Here is an 18,741-nt window from a genome sequence, read left to right as displayed (position 1 = left end):
ATCCCGCCATGAGCGATCATCTCTACGTCTATTTCAAGGTGCCGGACGCGCGGGCCACGGAGGCCCTGCCGCACTGGCATCGCTGGATGGAAACGGTCGCCGAGGCGACCGGGATTGGTGGTACGCTGATGCGCAGGCCCGAGACCCGCGCCGGCATGCAGACCTGGATGGAGAGCTACGCGGACGTACCTCCCGCCTTCGATGCCACCCTGGACGGTCTGTGGCGGCAAAGCGGGCTCGCGCAGTGGATCAGCGGCGAGCGGCAAGCCGAGCGGTTTGTCGACCTGGACGTGCTCTGAGCCGCTCCGGCAGTTGGTAGGAAAGGAAGGAATATGTGCCTGATATTGGTGGCCTGGCAATCACACCCGGACTATGCCCTGGTGGTCGCTGGCAACCGCGACGAGTTCTACGCCCGCCCCGCGGCGGCGGCACAATGGTGGCAGGACGCACCAGAGGTGCTGGGTGGCCGCGACATGGCGGAAGTGATCGGCGAGCCCGGCACCTGGATGGGCGTCGCCACCGCCAATGCGCAGCGCGGCCATGCCGGTGCGCGCTTTGCCGCGCTGACCAATTACCGCGCGCCATCCGAGAAGCGGACCGATGCGCGCTCGCGCGGCGAACTTGTCTCGCATTTCCTGCGCGGCGATCAATCGCCTGACGAGTATCTGCATGCCCTGGCGTCCGACCACGGCGCCTACAACGGCTTCAACCTGCTGGCAAGCGACCTGCACGATCTCTGGTGGTACAGCAACCGTTCGCCGTCACGCCAGCCGCAACGGCTGAAACCCGGACTGTATGGCTTGTCGAACGCGCTGCTGGATACGCCCTGGCCCAAGGTGCGCAGCCGCGTGGGCGCGATGTGCGAAGTGCTGGCGGCGGACAGCGGCCAGGTGACGGCGAGCGTCGAACCCTACCTCCAGTTGCTGGCCGACGAGCGCCAGGCGGCTGACTGGGAGCTGCCCAGCACGGGCGTGGCGCCTGAATGGGAAAAGCTGCTGTCCTCCGCCTTCATCCGATCGCCAAACTACGGCACGCGCGCCAGCACGCTGCTGCGCGTGCGGCATGACGGGCGCTTCGACTTCTGYGAGCGCAGCTTCGATGCCAACGGCCAGACCGGCGAGGTGTCCTATCGCGGCCACCTGAAGGTCGCGCGCGATACGGGCACGGTGCCCGCTCCGCGCTGACCGCTGACGGCGCCTGATCGCGCCGTCGGCGCCATTCGCCTGTTAGCGCGCCATTCACACCGCTTTCGCCCGAATAGCCGTTCAGCGTAGCCGCTTCCGCATCTCCAGATGCGGGATGCCCGCTTCCTCGAATTCCTCGCCAACCGGCTCGAACCCCACCCGCGCGTAGAACGGCGCGGCGTGCGTCTGCGCATTCAGGATCAGTTCCGGATAGCCCAGATCAGCGGCCTTGGCCATCAGGGCGTCGAGCACCTTTGCCCCCATCCCCGTGCCGCGCGCTTCCTTGAGCACCGCCATGCGCCCGATATGGCCGTCCGGCAGCAGCCGGCCCGTGGCCACGGGTGTGCCATCCGCCGCAAACGCCAGCGCGTGCCAGCTCGGCTCGTCCATATCGTCCCATTCCAGTTCCACCGGAACGCCCTGCTCCTCCACAAAGACGTTGTAGCGGATGGCGCGGGCGCGCTCGCGGGCTTCGGCCCAGGCGCAGACGAGTACGGAGTCGGACATGATCGGATGACGCGGAAAGTCTGAAGAGAGGCGCAATCATACTCCAGCCGATATGGCTGGCCGGGGCGGATTGGCGCCAATTTCAATGCAGAGTGACTCACTCTCCTAAGGGTTTGCCCCCGTCGGCAATCGGCAGCAAAATTTGTATGATGACCTGACTACCCGATAACATGAGTACGCCGTGTTCCAGAAGATTCCCGCCCGTGCCCTGACTGACAGCGTTGCCGAGCAATTGCTGGAAAAGATCGAGGGCGGCGCCTTTCCGCGTGGCGCCAAGCTGCCGACCGAGGCCGTGCTCTCCGAGGAATTCGGCGTCAGCCGCACCGTCATTCGCGAGGCCATCGCCCGCCTGAAATACGAAGGCCTGGTGGAATCGCGCCAGGGCAGCGGCGTCTTCGTGACCGACCAGGCGGGCCTGCGGCCGCTGCGTATCGACTACAGCGAAACCGGCACGCTCGAATCCGTGCTGCAGATCGTGGAACTGCGCCGGTCGATCGAGGCCGAGGTGGCCGCACAGGCCGCCCGCCGCCGCTCCGACGCCGCCATGGTCGCCATCGACGCCGCACTGGCCCGCCTCGACGCCGCGGTGGCCGAAGGCGGCGACGGCGTGGAAGCCGACGTGGCCTTCCACCGCGCGATCGCCGAGGCCACCGGCAACCCCTTTTTCCTCAAGACGCTCGCCTTCCTGAGCCAGTACCTGGAAGCTGCGACGCGCGTGACCCGGACCAACGAAGCCCGCCGCGAAGACTTCTCGCGCCAGGTGCGTGAAGAACACCAGGCGATCGTCGCGGCCATCCGCGCCGGCGACCCCGATGCCGCCCGCAACGCGGCCCAGAACCACATGTACAACGCAGCGCGCCGCCTCTCGCAGCTTGGCGATGACGGCACGCCTGCCGATGGTGACGCGGACGTACCCCACGGCCCGTCGCACTGATCCATCCCTTTCCCGCAGGAGTTAGCTATGTCCCGGAATGTCGGCGTCATCGGTTTGGGCGCAATGGGCAATGGTGTCGCGCAGTCTCTGCTGCGCGCCGGTTTCAACGTGCATGCCTGCGATCTGCGGCCTGAGGTGCTGCAGCGCTTTGCCGATGCCGGCGGCGTGCCGTGCGCCAGCCCGGCCGAACTGGGCCGCCGTTGCGACGTGGTGATCACGCTGGTCGTCAACGCCCAGCAGACCGAGGCGGTGCTGTTCGGTGCCGACGGCGCCGTGCCGGCGATGGAAGCCGGCAAGCTGGTGATCGCCAGCGCCACGGTGCCTCCCGGCTTTGCCGAAGCGCTGGGCAAGCGCCTGGCCGAGCGCGGCCTGCTGCTGCTCGACGCGCCCGTCTCTGGCGGTGCCGCGCGGGCCGCCAGCGGCGAAATGACGATGATGACGTCGGGCCCGGCCGAAGCCTACGCGCTGGCCGAGGACGTGCTGGCCGCGATCTCGGGCAAGGTCTACCGCCTGGGCGATGCGCACGGCGCCGGCTCCAAGGTCAAGATCATCAACCAGTTGCTGGCGGGCGTGCATATCGCCGCCGCGGCGGAAGCGATGGCGCTGGGCCTGCGCGAAGGCGTGAATCCCGATGCGCTCTACGACGTCATCACGCACAGCGCGGGCAACTCGTGGATGTTCGAGAACCGCGTGCCGCATATCCTGTCCGGCGACTACACGCCGCTCTCCGCCGTGGACATCTTCGTCAAGGATCTCGGCATGGTGCTGGACACCGCGCGCACCAGCAAATTCCCGCTGCCGCTATCGGCCGCCGCCCACCAGATGTTCATGATGGCCTCCACGGCCGGCCATGGTGGCGAGGACGACTCCGCCGTCATCAAGATCTTCCCGGGCATCGAGTTGCCGGCAGGCAAGGCGAAGTAAGGAGCCGGCCATGACAGCACCCGCCCAACCTTCCACGATATTGCCTTCCACGACATCGCCAGCCACGCATGCGCCGCTGCTCGGCTGCATCGCCGACGATTTCACCGGCGCCACCGACCTCGCTAACACGCTCGTGCGCAATGGCATGCGCACCGTGCAGACCATCGGCGTGCCCGCTGCCGGCAGCGCCGACGCCGCCACGCAGTCCGATGCCATCGTCGTGGCGCTGAAGTCGCGCACCATTCCGGCCGCCGAGGCCGTGGCGCAATCGCTGGCCGCGCTCGCATGGCTGCGGGCGCAGGGTTGCCGCCAGTTCGTATTCAAGTATTGCTCGACGTTCGATTCGACCGATGCCGGCAATATCGGCCCGGTCGCCGAAGCCCTCCTCGATGCGCTGGGCAGTGACTTCACCATCGCCTGCCCGGCTTTCCCGGAAAATGGCCGCACCATCTTCCGCGGCCACCTGTTCGTGGCGGATACGCTGCTCAATGAATCCGGCATGGAGCATCACCCGCTCACGCCGATGACCGATGCCAATCTGGTGCGCGTGCTGCAACGCCAGAGCCAGGGCAAGGCGGGCCTGCTGCGCTACGACGCCGTGGCGCGCGGCCCGGAAGCCACGCGTGCCCGCATCGACGCGTTGCGTGGCGAAGGCGTGCGCCTGGCCATCGCCGATGCCATCTCCGACGCCGATCTCTTCGTGCTGGGCGAGGCCTGCGCCAACCTGCCGCTGATTACCGGCGGCTCGGGCATCGCCCTGGGCCTACCCGAGAACTTCCGCCGCGCCGGCCTGCTGCCGCAGCGCACCGATGCGGCCGCCGTGCCGGCCGTGGACGGTCACGGCGTGGTGCTGGCCGGCAGCGCATCGCGCGCGACCAATGGCCAGGTGGCGCACTGGATCGCCCAAAAGCGTCCGGCCCTGCGGATCGATCCGCTCCGGCTGGCCCGTGGCGAGCCGGTGGTGGAACAGGCCCTGGCCTTTGCGGCCGATCATGCCGAACCGGTGCTGATCTACGCGACGGCGACGCCCGACGAAGTCAAGCGCGTGCAGGCCGAACTGGGCGTATCGCGCGCCGGCCATCTCGTCGAAGAGGCCCTGGCCGGTATCGCGGCGGGCCTCAAGGCGCGCGGGACGCGACGCTTTGTCGTGGCCGGCGGGGAAACCTCGGGCGCCGTGGTCCAGTCGCTCGACGTCCAGGCCTTGCGCATCGGCACCCAGATTGCCCCGGGCGTGCCGGCCACGGTGACGCTCGATGCCGCGCCGCTCGCGCTGGCGCTGAAATCCGGCAACTTTGGCGGCGAGAATTTCTTCGATGAAGCCCTGCGGCAACTCGGAGGCGCGCAATGAGCGATCACAAGGAAAGCGCGCTGCGCGAAGAGATCTGCCGTGTTGGCGCCAGCCTGTTCCAGCGTGGCTACACGGTTGGCACGGCCGGCAACATCAGCGCGCGGCTCGAAGACGGCTGGCTCATCACGCCGACCGACGCCTGCCTGGGCACGCTCGATCCCGCGAAGGTCGCCAAGGTCGGCCTGGATGGCAGCTGGGTATCCGGCGACAAGCCGTCCAAGACGCTGACCCTGCATCGCGCCGTCTACGACAACAATCCGAATGCGCATGGCGTGGTCCATACGCACTCCACTCACCTCGTGGCACTGACGCTGGCCGGCGTCTGGCGCCCCGACGATGTCCTGCCGCCGATCACGCCCTACTACGTGATGAAGGTCGGCCATATCCCGCTGATTCCCTATCACCGTCCCGGCGATCCGGCCGTGGCCGCGCGCGTGGCGACGCTTGCCAACGACGTGCGCGGCGTGCTGCTTGCGCGCCTGGGCCCGGTAGTGTGGGAAGACAGTGTGTCGCGCGCGGCGTACGCGCTGGAAGAACTGGAGGAGACCGCCAAACTATGGCTGATGCTCAAGGACCAGGCCGGCTTTGCCGACCACGCGAGCCTGGATGAAGCGGCACTGACCGAGCTGCGCGATGCCTTCAAGGCGCGCTGGTAGCCCGGCCCCCGTCGATCAGAAGAAAGCCCTCATAACGACAAACGCGACGATTCCCGGCGCGGCGCCTTGCGGCGACCGCGCGGGGCACGCTCGCGCCCACGATTACCGGCTATCGCCCGATAGCCACGCGTCAGGAGACCCAACGTGAATGCATTGCAATCGGCGGCCAGCACGTCCGCCATCCCCGCCGACGGCCGGCTCGACACCGATGCCGTGATTGAAAAACGCGCCTACAACAAGGTGTTCTGGCGCATCATGCCATTCCTGATGCTCTGCTACGTGATCGCGTACCTCGATCGCGTCAACGTGGGCTTCGCCAAGTTGCAGATGGCGCAGGACCTGCAGTTCTCGGAAACCGTGTTCGGCCTTGGCGCCGGATTGTTCTTCATCGGCTACTTCCTGTTCGAGGTGCCCAGCAACCTGCTGATGCACCGCATCGGCGCGCGCATCTGGATCGCGCGGATCATGATCACGTGGGGCATCATCTCGGCGTTGTTCGTGTTCGTGAAGACGCCGACCTCGTTCTATGCCATGCGCTTCCTGCTCGGCCTGGCCGAGGCGGGCTTCTATCCCGGCGTGATCCTGTACCTGACCTACTGGTACCCGTCACACCGCCGCGCCAAGATGATCGCGCTGTTCATGTCCGGCATTCCCGTGGCCGGCATGTTCGGCAACCCGCTGTCGGGCTGGATCATGGACGCGTTCCACGAGACCCACGGCTGGGCCGGCTGGCAATGGATGTTCCTGATCGAGGCCATTCCCGCGCTGCTGATCGGCATCGTGACGATCTTCGTGCTGCGTGATGGCATCGAGAAAGCGCCGTGGCTTTCCGCCGACGAAAAGCGCGTGCTCAAGCGCAATATCGAGGAAGACCAGCGCGGCGCCGGTGCGGCCGCCACCACGGGTGGCCAGCGCAGCGTCCATTCCCTGGGCGCCGTGTTCAGCGACCGCCGCGTCTGGTGGATGTGCCTGATCTACTTCTGCTTCGTGACCGGCCAGTACGCGCTGACGTTCTGGATGCCCACGCTGGTCAAGGCCAGCGGCGTGACCGGCAACCTCAAGATCGGCCTGCTGTCCGCCATTCCGTTCATCTGCGCGATCGTCGTCATGAACATCCTGGGCCACAGTGCCGACGCGCGCCGCGAGCGCCGCTGGCACCTGATCGTGCCCGCGCTGATGGGGGCCGTGGGCTTTGCCATTGCGGCATCGTTCACCCACAATACCGTGGTGGCCATCGCCGCGCTGTCGCTGGCCGCGGCCGGGGTGCTGACCTGCGCACCGCTGTTCTGGTCGCTGCCGACGTCGTTCCTGTCGGGCATTGCCGCCGCATCGGGCATTGCCGTGGTCAACTCGGTGGGCAACCTGGCCGGCTTTGTGTCGCCGTATATGGTCGGCACGCTCAAGGACCTGACGCAGAGCACGCAGTTGCCGATGTACGTGCTGGCCGGCATCCTGGTCGTGGGCGCGGCGCTGGTCTGGCTGACGCCGGCGAAGCTGGTCAACCGCTGATCCCAACCCTGTGCGAGGCGGGCCACGCCGTGGGCCGCCCCGCCGCCTAGTAGCTGAAGGAGTTCTCCATGCCGCGCTTTGCCGCGAACCTGTCGATGATGTACACCGAGCACGACTTTCTTGACCGCTTTGCCGCCGCCGCGGCGGACGGCTTCCAGGCGGTCGAGTACCTGTTCCCGTACGACCATCCGGCCGCGGAGATCCGCAAGCGGCTGGTCGACAATGGCCTGACGCAGGCGCTGTTCAACGCCCCGCCGGGCGACTGGGCCGCCGGTGACCGGGGCATGGCCGCCCTGCCCGGCCGCGAGACCGAATTCCGCAACGCCGTTGCCCGCGCACTGGAATACGCCGCCGTCATCGGCAACGACCGGGTCCACGTGATGGCCGGCCTCGTGCCTGCCGACGCCGACCGCGCCCGGTGCCGCGCCACCTATCTGGAGAACCTGGCCTACGCGGCGGCGTCCGCTGCCGCGCATGGCATCACCGTGCTGATCGAGCCGATCAACACGCGCGACATGCCAGGTTACTTCCTGAACCGGCAGGACGATGGCCAGACCATCTGCAAGCAGGTCGGCGCCGCCAACCTCAAGGTGCAGTTTGACTGCTACCACTGCCAGATCGTCGAAGGCGACCTGGCCGTCAAGCTCAAGCGCGACTTCGACGGCATCGGCCATATCCAGATCGCGGGCGTGCCGGACCGGCACGAGCCGGACCTGGGCGAGCTGAACTACCCGTACCTGTTCGATGTGATCGACGCGCTGGGCTACAAGGGCTGGATCGGCTGCGAGTATCGGCCGCGCGCCGGCACCTCGGCCGGCCTGGGCTGGCTCAAGCCGTATCTGAATCGCTGAGCTGAATCGCTGAATCCTGAACCGAACCTCGCTGCAACCATGAACGTACTCATTACTGGCGGCGCCGGCTTCCTCGGCCTGCAACTCGCCCGCCTGCTGCTCAAGCGCGGCACGCTGAACCTGGACGGCCGTGCCGTCACCATCGACCGCCTCACGCTGCTGGACGTGGTGGCGCCGCAGATCGACGATGCGCGCGTGCGCGTGGTCACGGGCGACCTGTCCGACCCGGCCGTGCTGGCCCGCGCGATGGACACCGATACCGGCGCCGTATTTCATCTGGCGGCCGTGGTCAGCGGCCAGGCCGAGGCCGATTTCGACCTGGGCATGCGCGTCAACCTGGACGCGTCGCGCGCGCTGCTGGAAACCTGCCGCCAGCTCGGCCATCGCCCCCGCGTGGTCTTTACGAGTTCCGTCGCCGTCTATGGCGGCAAGCTGCCGCCGGTCGTACAGGACGACACCGCGCTGAATCCGCAATCGTCGTATGGCGCGCAGAAGGCGATCGGCGAGCTGCTGCTGTCCGACTACAGCCGTCGCGGCTTCGTCGATGGCCGCGTGCTGCGCCTGCCGACCATCAGCGTGCGGCCGGGCAAACCCAATGCCGCCGCGTCGTCGTTCGCCAGCGGGATCATCCGCGAGCCGCTGTCCGGCGTGGCGGCCAACTGCCCGGTAGCACCGGAGACGTCACTGTGGCTGCTGTCGCCGCGCGGCGCCATCACGGCGCTGGTGAACGGCATCGAGCTCGATGGCGCGCGCTTTGGCAACCGCCGCGTGGTGAACCTGCCGGGGTTGTCGGTGACGGCGGCGCAGATGGTGGAAGCGTTGCGACGGGTCGCGGGCGATGCGGTTGCGGATCGCGTCACGTGGGAACGTGAGGATCGCGTGGAGAAGATCGTCGGCACATGGCCGGCGGCATGGGATGTTTCTCGTGCCGTGGAACTTGGCTTCGAGAGCGATGCCAGCTTCGACGATGTGATTCGGGGATATATGGAGGATGCGGGCATCACGCGCTGATCTGGCGCGCCCGCAGGCCCTGGCGGGCGCTTCGGTTCGCCGAAGCTCCGGTCGTAGTCCGGTCAGTGACCGGGCTTCAATACCTCAAACGCTTCGATGGTTTCCCGCACCGGCCCTGGAATCGCCGCCGACTTCTGCGTAGCCGGGTCCGCACAGACGTAGACGACCTCGCCAGTAATCAGGTGCTCGTCGCCGCGGTACATTTCCACGCGGAACAGCATGCTCGACCGCCCCAGCCGCGCCATGCGGCCCCGGATCTCCAGCATGTCGTCGAATCGCGCCGACGCGTGGTACTCCAGCGTCGACTTGACCACGAAGATATCCACGCCGTGCGCGTGCAGCACATCTTCGGGATAGCGAATCCCCAGCGCGCGCCAGTACTCCGTCACGCAAATATCGCAATAGGTCAGGTAATGCGCATTGAAGACGATCGACTGCGGATCGACTTCGGCCCAGCGCACGCGCAACGGCACGCTGTGGCGAAAATCCGGTTTGGCCATGCTGCAAGGCTCCCATCGTGAACGCGGGCGCCCGGACTGTTCCGGGCGCCCGCATGTCTTGCCATCCCATCGGCGGCTGGCGGCTGAGGCCACCAGGTCTGACTTGGTGAGGCTGACTTGCCGAGGCCGGTTTACTGCGCCTTGGCAAGGCCCAGCTTCTCGATAATCGCCTTTTCCTTCTTGACCGTATCGGCAGCAAACGCCGCATATTGCGTGCTGCTCATGTAATACGGCTCCATGTCGAACTTGGCCAGCGATTCGCGGTAGTTCGGCATTTCCATCGCTTGCTTGAAGGCGTCATGCAGCTTCTGCACGATCTTCGGGTCCGTGCCCTTGGGCGCGACCACGCCGAACGGCGACGTCTGGACGATGCCTATGCCCAACTCCTTCAGCGTCGGCACATTCGGGAAGCGCGCCGAACGCTTTTCGCCCCAGGTGGACAGCAGGCGCAGCTTGCCCGACTCCACATACGGGGCCCATGCCGGGGTGTCCGCCACGGACATCACGTGGCCACCGAGCAGCGCCTGCATCGACTCTGAATTGCCCTTGTACGGAATATGCGACAGTTGGACGTTCTGGCGCATCGCCAGTTCTTCCATGGTCAGGTGCAGCGTGGTCATCGACCCCGGCGAGCCATAGGTCAGCTTGCCGGGATTGGCCTTGGCGTAGGCGATGTACTCCTGCATCGTCTTGATCGGCGAATCGGCCGGCACGACCAGCCCGAACGAATAGCCGGCCAGGTTGATGACGTACGACAGGTCCTTGACCGGATCCCAGTTGATCTTGGTGGTGTACGGCAGGCGATAGACCGGCATGGCCACCTGGGCCAGCGTGTAGCCGTCCGGCGCGGTCGACTGCATCAGCTGCGCCGGCAGCACGCCGCCGGCACCCGGCTTGTTTTCCACGATCACGGGCTGACCCAGGATCTTGGAAGCGTTATCCGCCAGCACGCGGAACGGGATGTCGGTCGAGCCGCCGGCCGTATAGCCGATGATCAGGCGGATCGGCCGCTGAGGGAACTTGTCTGCCTGCGCGTGCGCCGGCAATGCGGCAAATCCGATCGCTGCCGTGGCGGCGAGCATGCCCGCGCGGGCAATGAAATGGCGGCGTTGCATGATGCTGTGTCTCCTTCTGCTGCAATAAAGCGCTGGTTGCGACTTCGATAAAAGCGTTGCATGGCCGCCCCTGATTCTGTGCAGGGGTCGGAACGGATCTGGGGCTACGCGCCGAATGCCGCGCGCAATGCGGCAACCGCATCGGCCTGCGCCGGCGCGACGGCGGGCACGAAGCGTCCCAGCTTGAAAAAATCGTGAATCATCGTTGCGTAGTCGACCAGCGTCGTCCTGACACCGGCCGCCTGGAGCTTGGCCGCATAGGCCACGCCCTCGTCGTGCAGCGGGTCATAGCCCGCCACGGCAATCCATGCCGGGCAGCAACCCCGCACATCGGCACCCGTGCCGCCACCGTCGAGCGGCGCGAAGCGCCAGTCGTCGCGGCTCGATTCCTGGTCCAGGTACTGCCCAAAAAACCACTGGATCATGTCCGCCGTCAACAGATAGCCATCGGCCAGCGCGCGGTGCGACGGCGTGTCCTGGCGCGCGCTGGTGCCCGGGTAGATCAGCATCTGCAAGACGGGCGCGAGTCCGGCACGCTTCGCCTCGACGGCGCACGCCGTCGCCAGCGTGCCGCCCGCGCTGTCGCCGCCCAGCGCGATCCGCGCGGGATCCGCGCCCATCCGGGAGGCTTCCCCGAACACCCAGTGCAACACGTCGAACGCGTCATTGGCGGCGGTCGGAAAGCGCCAGTCCGGTCCGAGGCGATAGTCCACCGACAGCACGAGGCATTCGGCGCTGGCGCAATACAGCCGGCACAGCGCGTCATGTGAATTAACGCTACCAACCGTGAAACCGCCACCGTGGAAGTAGACCAGCAGCGGCAACGGATCGGCCCAACTAGCCTCGCGCGGCGCGTAGAGCCGCACCGGAATGGCATGGCCATCGCGTGCGGTGACGTGCAGGTTTTCCACGCCGTGAACGGGCGGCGGCGAGATATCGAGGATCGGCGCGCTTTTCTCGTAGGCGATCTTGGCGTCAGCGGGATCCAACACGTGGATGGGCGGACGCTTGGCGCGCGCAATCAGATCCAGCAGCTGGGCGATTTGTGGGTCGAGCGGCTGCGTGGGCATGCCGGGGTGGACGCCGGGCACATCAGCGGACAGCGAAGGCTTGGCGGACATGATGCAAAGTCAGGACTGCAACAGAAACTTGAATTGTGCCGGCCAGGCCAGCAAGACGATCATGGTAGACCGCCACCCCGTGAAAGTGCGTATCCGTTCTAAGAGGTTGTTTCAAAATGAAGCGAAGCGGTCCTGACTAGACGCGCGGCCGCAGGCAGTACAACTGGTACGACAAGGCCGCGCAACGACGCCAGGTTCTTTTTGAAACGGACTCCAATTGTGAACGGTCGTTCGTTTTCCGTATCATGCCAGCGTTTGGGGCGGTCAGCATTACGAAATAACCCTTGAAAACGCCGTTGACGTCGCTTTTGCGCGGTGATCGGCCAGGCGCCGGGTTTCGTCTGCCCTGCAGAATGCGGCCCGTTGCGCGGCGTAAATTGACGCGCCGACCGAGGCCGTCCGGCGCCATCGCCGCAACGCGCCGGCCTGAAGATTTTCGATCCGTGTCGCAAAGCACGCAGCAGAGTCCGATGTCGGCGTATGCTGGGAGCGCGTTCCGGACCAGCCGCCCGCAGCCGTCGGCGCCGGACGCTGCCGGGCGTGTGGCCGCCGGCCCTCGCCCTAACCATAGCGGGAGACACTATGACAGGCGAACATTTGCAGGTTGTGCACGGGGATATCACGCGGTTGGCAGTCGACGCCATCGTCAATGCCGCCAACAGCGGCCTGTTGGGCGGCGGCGGCGTGGATGGTGCCATCCACGGCGCGGGGGGGCCAGCCATCATGACGGCCTGCCGTGCGATTCGCGATGCCCAGGGCGGCTGCCCCACGGGCGAGGCAGTGATCACGACCGGTGGCCTGCTGCCGGCGCCGTATGTCATCCACGCGGTGGGGCCGGTCTGGCGTGGCGGTGGCGAAAACGAAGACGCGCTGCTTGCCAATGCGTACCGCAACAGCATCCGGCTGGCAGCGGAACATAACCTGCGCACAGTCGCGTTCCCGAATATCAGCACCGGCATCTACGGCTTTCCGCGCGAGCGCGCCGTGGACATCGCCATTGGCGCCGTGCGCGAGGCCATGGCAAAGGCGCCTTCCATCGAGCAAGTCACGTTCGTCTGTTTCGATGATGAGAACTATCGGCTGTATCGGCAACGGTTGAGCTAGGGCGACTACGAGGGCCGGGAGGCATCGTGCCCCGGCCCCGCCCTATCGGCTATTGAAAGGTGAGAGTGATCGTGGCCTGCGCTTCCACCACTCCAATTTTATCTTTTAGAATCAGAAATCAATATTCACAATGAAAATATCGGAGTCGATTGCGACCAAAAAATGGCGCCCGCAGGCGCCATGGATGACGAAAAAAATTGCGACTCAGGGGAGTGCACTCCGAATCAGCTGATTGATCCGTTCCGGTTGTTCGTGAATCACCCAATGCGTGCCGTCGGGGATTCGCTCCAGACGCATGTCGGGCACATGGTCTTCGAGCCCGTCGACCAGCGACTTCGGCAACGCGCGATCGTTCTCTCCCCAGATCACCAGCGTGGGCACGCGCACGACGAACGCGGACGGGTCAAGGCGCGATATGTCCGGCGCCGCTTCACCGGGCCCCGGTGGATGCATCGGTGACGCGCGGTAGTAATTGATGCTGCCGGTCAGCGGATGCGATGCGTCCTCCCCCGGTTGCGACCAGGCCGCGTGATACTTCGCACGGACGTCGCCGGCAAACCAGGCGGGCAGCTTCTCCGCATTGCCCGTCAGCAGCTTTTCCAGCAACGCGAAGTCATTCGCCGCCAGCGTCTGCTCCGAGCCCGGTTTGCGCAGCCAGTTCATGTAGGCCGATGCCTGTTGCTGGGCCGGATCGGCAGCGAGCGCGCGCGCGAACACATAGGGATGCGGCGAGTTGATGATCACCAGCCGCTCGACGATGTCCGGAAACTGGACGGCCAGGTTCCAGCAGACCGCCCCGCCCCAGTCGTGCGCCACGATCACGCACCGCTCATAGCCCAGTGACCGGATGAACTGCACGAGATCCTCGACCAGCCGCTTGGGCTTGTAGGCCTCCACGGCGGCGGGCTTGCTCGACAGGTTGAACCCGCGCAGGTCCGGCGCCACCGCGAAATGCGTCTGGCCGAACTGCGCGAGCTGTTTCTCCCAGGCGTACCAGAACTCCGGAAAGCCGTGGACGAACAGGACCAGCGGCCTGCCCTGCTCCCCGGCACTGGCGTAGTGTAGCCGCGTGCCGTTGGGCAGGTTGGCAAACTGAAGATGGTGAATCACGGCGGGTGTGGTCATGACGGTCTCCATCGCCATATCTTCTTTTCCTTTTTCCGGTCGGTCTGTGCCGGCGGGCCGGCTCAACCGCGCAGGGCAGCGATCAGGCCGGCGCGCACTTCCTTCTTGTCGCCGAACGGATCCCCGGGGTTGCGCTGGCTGACGATGTCTTCCATGCGCTGGCGCACCGTTTCCAGTGCCTGCGGGTGGGAGTAAATATAGAAGCTTTCGTCGCGAATCGCGTCGAAGGTGATCGTCGCGACGTCCGCCGCCGTGACCTTGCCTGAACTGACGGCCTTGTCCGACAACGCCTGCGACACCAGTTGCGAGCGCGTCGGCGGCGCATCGTTGCTCATCCCCGCCGGACGGTTGCGGTGCGACTGGCTGATACCCGTCGGCACGAAATACGGGCACAGTACCGAGCAATGTACCTGCTCGGTCACCAGGCTCAGGTCCTGGTACAGCGATTCGGATAGCGACACCACCGCGTGCTTGGAAACGTTGTAGACGCCCATGGCCGGCGGGTTGAGCAGGCCGGCCATCGACGCCGTGTTGATGATGTGGCCCCGGTAGGCGGGATCCTTTTCCGCCGCTGCCAGCATCAGCGGCGTGAAGATGCGCACGCCGTGGATCACGCCGTACAGGTTGACACCGAGCACCCAGTCCCAGTCCTTTTCAGTGTTTTCCCAGAGCAGACCGCCCGCGCCCACGCCCGCGTTGTTGAACAGCAGGTTGACTTCACCGAACGCGGCAATGGCCGCATCGGCCAGCGCCTGCACCTCTTCGGCGCGCGACACATCCGTACGCAGGCCGATGACCTGCGCGCCCTGCGCCTTGAACTCGGCCACGGTGGCGTCGAGCGCGTCTTCCTGCACATCGGCCAGCACGAGCTTCATGCCGAGCGAAGCACCGATCCGGGCGAACTCCTTGCCGAAACCGGACGCGCCGCCCGTAATCACCGCCACCTTGCTTTCGAACTGCTTCATTGTTGTCTCCTCCGGGCAATGATTGGTTGAATGGTCAAAAACGTTCGCGACAGATGCCCACGACAGGCTGCAGGTGTCAGCCCGCCGCCTGCACGTGGTACCCCTGGCGCGGGAAATGGACGTTTACCGCTCCCGCACGTGGGTCCTGCCGGCGGATCGTCACGTGATGCTCTGTCAGCGACAGCAAAACCCCTGCCACCGGATCCTTTGCATAGTCGGTCGGCGTCACGGTCACGGCATCGCCGCCAGCCAGGCTGCTGCCGGGCAGGATCGTCGGATCGTGCGACAGCGGATCGTTGTTCTGGGCATCGCCGATGGCGGCTTCGCCCGGAATCACGCGCAGCTTGCCGTGTCCGTAGGCCTGCATCCGCGCGAACCAGGTCTTGACCAGCGGATAGGCGTCGATCAGCGCCGCCAGCGGCGTGGCGCGGCGAATAAACCAGAGGTTGTGGAACAGCGAGAAATCGGCGATCGACAATTCCATCCCCGCCACATGGGCCACGCCGGCGGCGAATTGCGCTTGCAGTCGGCCCAGGGTCTCGTGCAGCATCGCCGCCGCTTCCGGCAATGGCATGCGCAGCGCGTTGGTGTCGCCGCGCATGGCCTTGCGGTCGGCCATGAAGGCCTGGATCTGCCCCGGCGAAAGATGGGCCAGCATGACCTGCACGCCCGCGGGTTGCATGGTGTAGGTCACCGACGCGGTGAACAGCACGCTGTCCAGCCACGCCGCCATGATGCGCGACTGCGCCGACTGCGCGACCGGATACAGCGGCGGGTTCGGCGCCATGCGGTCCAGCACGTCGCAGATCAGCGCCGTATCGCAGTAGATGTCGGCACCGATCTGCATGACCGGCGTGCGCCGGTAGCCGCCGGTCAGCGCGATCAGGTCGGGCTTGGGCAGGATCGGCGGGATTTCCACCGCATTCCAGGACAATCCCTTGGCGCCCAGCACAAGGCGGATCTTCTCGGAGAACGGTGAGGTGGCGTATTGGTGAAGAATGATGTCAGGCATGCGTCCCGGCTCCCTGGTTGCGGACGTTGCGTTATCGTCGGCGGCCGCCCGGCATCAGCGGCCCGCCTGCTTGAGCGCCTTGAGCGCCATGCGGTCGACCAGCGCCGGTGCCAGCAGCTTCAGCCACAGCCCGAGTCGTCCCTTGGCGGTCATCACGAGTTCACGCTTGCGGGCGGCCATCGCGGCCACCATCTGGCGCGCGCACTCGTGTGCGCTCATCGCATCATCCTCGCGCAGGCGGCTTTCGCCAAGGGGGCGGCCATCGGGTCCGAAACCGTTGACCCGCGTTGCCGTCGCCACCACGCCCGGAAACACCACGCAGACATCCACGCCGCTGCCCTGCAGTTCGCACCGCAAGGCCTCGCAGAAGCCGGCCAGCGCGAACTTGCTGGCCGAGTAGGCCGTCCGCCCCGGCACCCCGACCTTGCCCGCCAGGCTGGACACCGCCACCATCACCCCCCGGCGCGCGCGCAGGTGCGGCAGCGCCTCCCGCGTGCACCACATCGCGCCGAAGTAATTCACGCGCATGACGTGCTCGTAGTAGTGGTAGTCCGATACCTGCTCGAAGTAGCCATGCGCGGACACGCCTGCGTTATTGACGAGCACGTCCAGCCCGCCGTAGTGCGCCACCACGTCGCGGATCAGGCCGCCGCAGGCCGCCTCGTCGGCTACGTCGACGGTCCAGACCGCGGCATCGGCGGCCGGGAATTCGGTGCGAATGCGGGCGGCCAGCGCTTCCAGCAGGTCGCGGCGGCGCGCGGCCAGCGCCAGCCGCGCGCCCTGCTGGGCGAGCTGCAACGCCAGTTCCGCGCCGATGCCGTCCGAGGCGCCCGTGATCAGTACCACCTTTCCGGTGAACGGGGCCATGTGTCAGTCCAGCAGGTCCGGCTGTTCCTTGACGATGCGGGCGTACAGCGGCTGGAACTGGAACCAGCCCGCCTGCGCCGTCCCCACGATCGAATAAGCCTGGCGCGCGGCCGCGTCGCTGATGACCTTAAGCGGCGCATTGGTGCGCGCCGCGGCGGCTTCCGCCAGCAGCTGGACCTGGCAGGAGCGCTCCATGGTGATGAACCACCACGCCGCTTCGTCTACCGTCTTGCCGACCGTCAGCAAGCCGTGGTTCTGCAGGATCGCCGCCTTGTTGTCGCCCAGCGCGTTGGCGATGCGCTGGCCCTCGTCGAGTTCCACCACCACCCCGCCAAAATCGTCATAGAGGGCGTGGTCGTTGTAGAACGCGCAGACGTCCTGCGTCAGAGGATCGAGCAGGCGGCCCAGCGTGGACCATGCGCGGCCGTGGGTGCTGTGCGAGTGCGCGGCAGCCACGGCATCGGAGCGGGTCTGGTGCACGCGCGAATGGATGGCGAACGCGGCCGCATTGACCGGGTAGTCGCCCTCGACCACGTTGCCATGGTGATCGCAGCGGATCAGGTTGGACACCTTGACCTGGCTGAAGTGGACGCCGAACGGATTCACCCAGAAGGTGTCCGTGAATTCGGGATCGCGCGCGGTGATGTGGCCGGCCACGCCTTCATCGAAACCGAATTTCGAGAACAGGCGGAAGGCCGCCGCCAGCCGTTGCTTGCGGTGCAGGCGCTCCTGCGCCGGGGTATCGAACTGCGGCGGGCGCGGCAGGTTGCGATAGCGGGCCTTGACCTCTTCGGACAGGCCGGCGGCCATCTCGTCCGGGCGTGCAGCCGTGGATTGCGGGGCATTCATGGGGCGTGTCTCCTTGTGTCTTTCGCCGCGTCGTGGTGTTCGCGCGGCGTTGTCAGACGGTGGCCCGGCCAGCATGCGGGAGGCCAGCCGGGGCGCTGGTTCAGACCAGCTTCACCAGTTGCTTGCCGAAGTTCTTGCCCTTGAGCAGGCCCATGAAGGCCTCCGGCGCGCTGGCCAGGCCGTCGGCGATGCTCTCGCGGAACTTGATCTTGCCCTGGGCCACGTAGCCGCCCAGCTCCCTGAGCGCCTGCGGCCAGACTTCCATGTGTTCGGAGACAATGAAGCCTTCGATCTTCGCGCGCGACACCAGGATCGCACGCGGGTTCTTCAACGGCATGTCCTGGCCGTCATAGCCCGCGATCAGGCCGCACATGGCGATCCGGCCAAAGGGGTTCAGGCGAGCCAGCACCACGTCCAGGATGTCGCCGCCGACGTTCTCGAAGTAGCCGTCGATGCCATCCGGCGTGACTTCCTTGACCATGGCGTAGAGCTCCTTCGAATCCTTCGCGGCCTTGTAATCCACGCAGGCGTCGAAACCCAGTTCCTTGACCACGTAGTCGCACTTGTCCTTGCCGCCGGCCACACCGACCACGCGGCAGCCCGCCAGTTTGGCCAGCTGGCCGACCACGCTGCCCACCGCACCGGACGCGGCGCTGACCACGACGGTTTCGCCCGCCTTCGGCGCGATGATCTTGTTCAGGCCATACCAGGCGGTCACGCCGGGCATGCCCACCGCCCCCAGGTACGCGGACAACGGAATGTGCGTGGTGTCGACCTTCTGCATGCCGCTGCCGTCCGTCACGCCCATTTCCTGCCAGCCGAACATGCCGACGACCTTGTCGCCAACGTTCCACTTCGGGTTCTTGCTGGCGATGACCTCGCCCACGGTGCCGCCGATCATCACCTCATTGAGCGGCTGCGGATTGGCGTAGGACTTGCCCTCGCCCATGCGGCCGCGCATGTAAGGGTCCAGCGACAGGAAATGGTTGCGCACCAGCACCTGGCCGTCGGCCAGATCGGGCACGGGCACCTCTTCCAGGCGGAAGTTGTCCGGCGTGACGGCCGCTTCAGGGCGCGAGGCCAGGACGATGCGCTTGTAGGTTGGGTTCGACATGGTGAGTTCCTTCGCTCGGTAAGGTAAGGCTATGGTTGTCAACAA

At 66.2% G+C, this 18,741-nt stretch carries 20 protein-coding genes; 10 read left to right on the top strand and 10 right to left on the bottom strand.

Features of this window, described 5'->3' with window-relative positions:
* Positions 1-8: 8 nt before the first annotated feature.
* The gene (locus tag AC1DOX_RS07470) at positions 9-299 is read left to right on the top strand and encodes a DUF4936 family protein (protein WP_441614379.1); all 291 of its coding nucleotides are present in this window, start codon (positions 9-11) and stop codon (positions 297-299) included.
* Between the two features lie 33 nt (positions 300-332).
* A complete protein-coding gene (locus AC1DOX_RS07465) occupies positions 333-1,184 on the top strand; it encodes an NRDE family protein (RefSeq protein ID WP_441614381.1) in 852 nt (283 codons plus the stop codon).
* 81 nt (positions 1,185-1,265) lie between these two features.
* Here the strand turns inward: AC1DOX_RS07465 and AC1DOX_RS07460 are convergent, their stop codons facing one another.
* Entirely contained in the window at positions 1,266-1,691 is a 426-nt protein-coding gene (locus AC1DOX_RS07460; RefSeq protein WP_441614383.1) for a GNAT family N-acetyltransferase, read from the bottom strand.
* Between the two features lie 181 nt (positions 1,692-1,872).
* Here AC1DOX_RS07460 and AC1DOX_RS07455 point away from each other — a divergent pair, with 181 nt between their 5' ends.
* The 7 genes from AC1DOX_RS07455 (at position 1,873) to denD (ending at position 8,924) form a co-directional block, all read left to right on the top strand.
* Positions 1,873-2,625, top strand: a complete 753-nt coding sequence (locus AC1DOX_RS07455; protein ID WP_441614385.1) for a FadR/GntR family transcriptional regulator — start codon at positions 1,873-1,875, stop codon at positions 2,623-2,625.
* 27 nt (positions 2,626-2,652) lie between these two features.
* Complete coding sequence (gene ltnD, locus AC1DOX_RS07450; RefSeq protein WP_092133761.1) at positions 2,653-3,549, top strand: L-threonate dehydrogenase; 897 nt, start codon at positions 2,653-2,655, stop codon at positions 3,547-3,549.
* 10 nt (positions 3,550-3,559) lie between these two features.
* Positions 3,560-4,897, top strand: a complete 1,338-nt coding sequence (gene otnK / locus AC1DOX_RS07445; protein ID WP_477101222.1) for a 3-oxo-tetronate kinase — start codon at positions 3,560-3,562, stop codon at positions 4,895-4,897.
* Positions 4,894-5,553, top strand: coding sequence for a 3-oxo-tetronate 4-phosphate decarboxylase (otnC, locus tag AC1DOX_RS07440; protein ID WP_441614390.1), 660 nt, complete (start codon positions 4,894-4,896; stop codon positions 5,551-5,553). Before otnK ends, otnC begins: the two co-directional genes overlap by 4 nt.
* A 180-nt stretch (positions 5,554-5,733) precedes the next feature.
* The gene (locus AC1DOX_RS07435; RefSeq protein ID WP_441615047.1) at positions 5,734-7,062 is read left to right on the top strand and encodes an MFS transporter; all 1,329 of its coding nucleotides are present in this window, start codon (positions 5,734-5,736) and stop codon (positions 7,060-7,062) included.
* A 68-nt stretch (positions 7,063-7,130) separates the two neighbouring features.
* Complete coding sequence (otnI, locus tag AC1DOX_RS07430; protein WP_441614392.1) at positions 7,131-7,913, top strand: 2-oxo-tetronate isomerase; 783 nt, start codon at positions 7,131-7,133, stop codon at positions 7,911-7,913.
* A gap of 39 nt (positions 7,914-7,952) precedes the next feature.
* Positions 7,953-8,924, top strand: coding sequence for a D-erythronate dehydrogenase (gene denD, locus AC1DOX_RS07425; RefSeq protein WP_441614394.1), 972 nt, complete (start codon positions 7,953-7,955; stop codon positions 8,922-8,924).
* Between the two features lie 62 nt (positions 8,925-8,986).
* On the opposite strand, the gene AC1DOX_RS07420 is transcribed toward denD, so the two are convergent.
* The 3 genes from AC1DOX_RS07420 to AC1DOX_RS07410 form a co-directional block, all read right to left on the bottom strand.
* On the bottom strand, positions 8,987-9,424 hold the full coding sequence (locus AC1DOX_RS07420) for a YbgC/FadM family acyl-CoA thioesterase (protein WP_441614396.1): 438 nt from the start codon (positions 9,422-9,424) through the stop codon (positions 8,987-8,989).
* A gap of 131 nt (positions 9,425-9,555) precedes the next feature.
* Entirely contained in the window at positions 9,556-10,539 is a 984-nt protein-coding gene (locus tag AC1DOX_RS07415; RefSeq protein WP_441614398.1) for a tripartite tricarboxylate transporter substrate binding protein, read from the bottom strand.
* A 104-nt stretch (positions 10,540-10,643) separates the two neighbouring features.
* Positions 10,644-11,609, bottom strand: a complete 966-nt coding sequence (locus tag AC1DOX_RS07410; protein WP_441615049.1) for an alpha/beta hydrolase — start codon at positions 11,607-11,609, stop codon at positions 10,644-10,646.
* Between the two features lie 633 nt (positions 11,610-12,242).
* On the opposite strand from AC1DOX_RS07410, the gene AC1DOX_RS07405 reads away from it, so the two are divergent.
* Positions 12,243-12,764: an O-acetyl-ADP-ribose deacetylase gene (locus AC1DOX_RS07405; protein ID WP_441614400.1), complete on the top strand. Its 522-nt coding sequence runs from the start codon at positions 12,243-12,245 to the stop codon at positions 12,762-12,764.
* A 204-nt stretch (positions 12,765-12,968) separates the two neighbouring features.
* Here the strand turns inward: AC1DOX_RS07405 and AC1DOX_RS07400 are convergent, their stop codons facing one another.
* The 6 genes from AC1DOX_RS07400 to AC1DOX_RS07375 all read right to left on the bottom strand — a co-directional run bounded on the left by AC1DOX_RS07400 (position 12,969) and on the right by AC1DOX_RS07375 (position 18,696).
* Entirely contained in the window at positions 12,969-13,889 is a 921-nt protein-coding gene (locus AC1DOX_RS07400; protein ID WP_441614402.1) for an alpha/beta fold hydrolase, read from the bottom strand.
* Between the two features lie 62 nt (positions 13,890-13,951).
* On the bottom strand, positions 13,952-14,854 hold the full coding sequence (locus AC1DOX_RS07395; RefSeq protein ID WP_092133786.1) for an SDR family oxidoreductase: 903 nt from the start codon (positions 14,852-14,854) through the stop codon (positions 13,952-13,954).
* A 76-nt stretch (positions 14,855-14,930) separates the two neighbouring features.
* Positions 14,931-15,866, bottom strand: coding sequence for a glutathione S-transferase family protein (locus AC1DOX_RS07390; protein ID WP_441614405.1), 936 nt, complete (start codon positions 15,864-15,866; stop codon positions 14,931-14,933).
* 54 nt (positions 15,867-15,920) lie between these two features.
* Entirely contained in the window at positions 15,921-16,733 is an 813-nt protein-coding gene (locus tag AC1DOX_RS07385) for an SDR family oxidoreductase (protein ID WP_441614407.1), read from the bottom strand.
* Positions 16,734-16,736: 3 nt separating this feature from the next.
* Positions 16,737-17,582, bottom strand: coding sequence for a class II aldolase/adducin family protein (locus tag AC1DOX_RS07380; RefSeq protein WP_477101225.1), 846 nt, complete (start codon positions 17,580-17,582; stop codon positions 16,737-16,739).
* A 100-nt stretch (positions 17,583-17,682) separates the two neighbouring features.
* On the bottom strand, positions 17,683-18,696 hold the full coding sequence (locus AC1DOX_RS07375; RefSeq protein WP_441614411.1) for an NADP-dependent oxidoreductase: 1,014 nt from the start codon (positions 18,694-18,696) through the stop codon (positions 17,683-17,685).
* Positions 18,697-18,741: the final 45 nt, after the last annotated feature.

The organism is Cupriavidus sp. 01L415 (assembly GCF_056400065.1).
The sequence above is the reverse complement of the archived record's forward strand: the minus strand, read 5'-3'. Positions and strand labels throughout refer to the sequence as shown.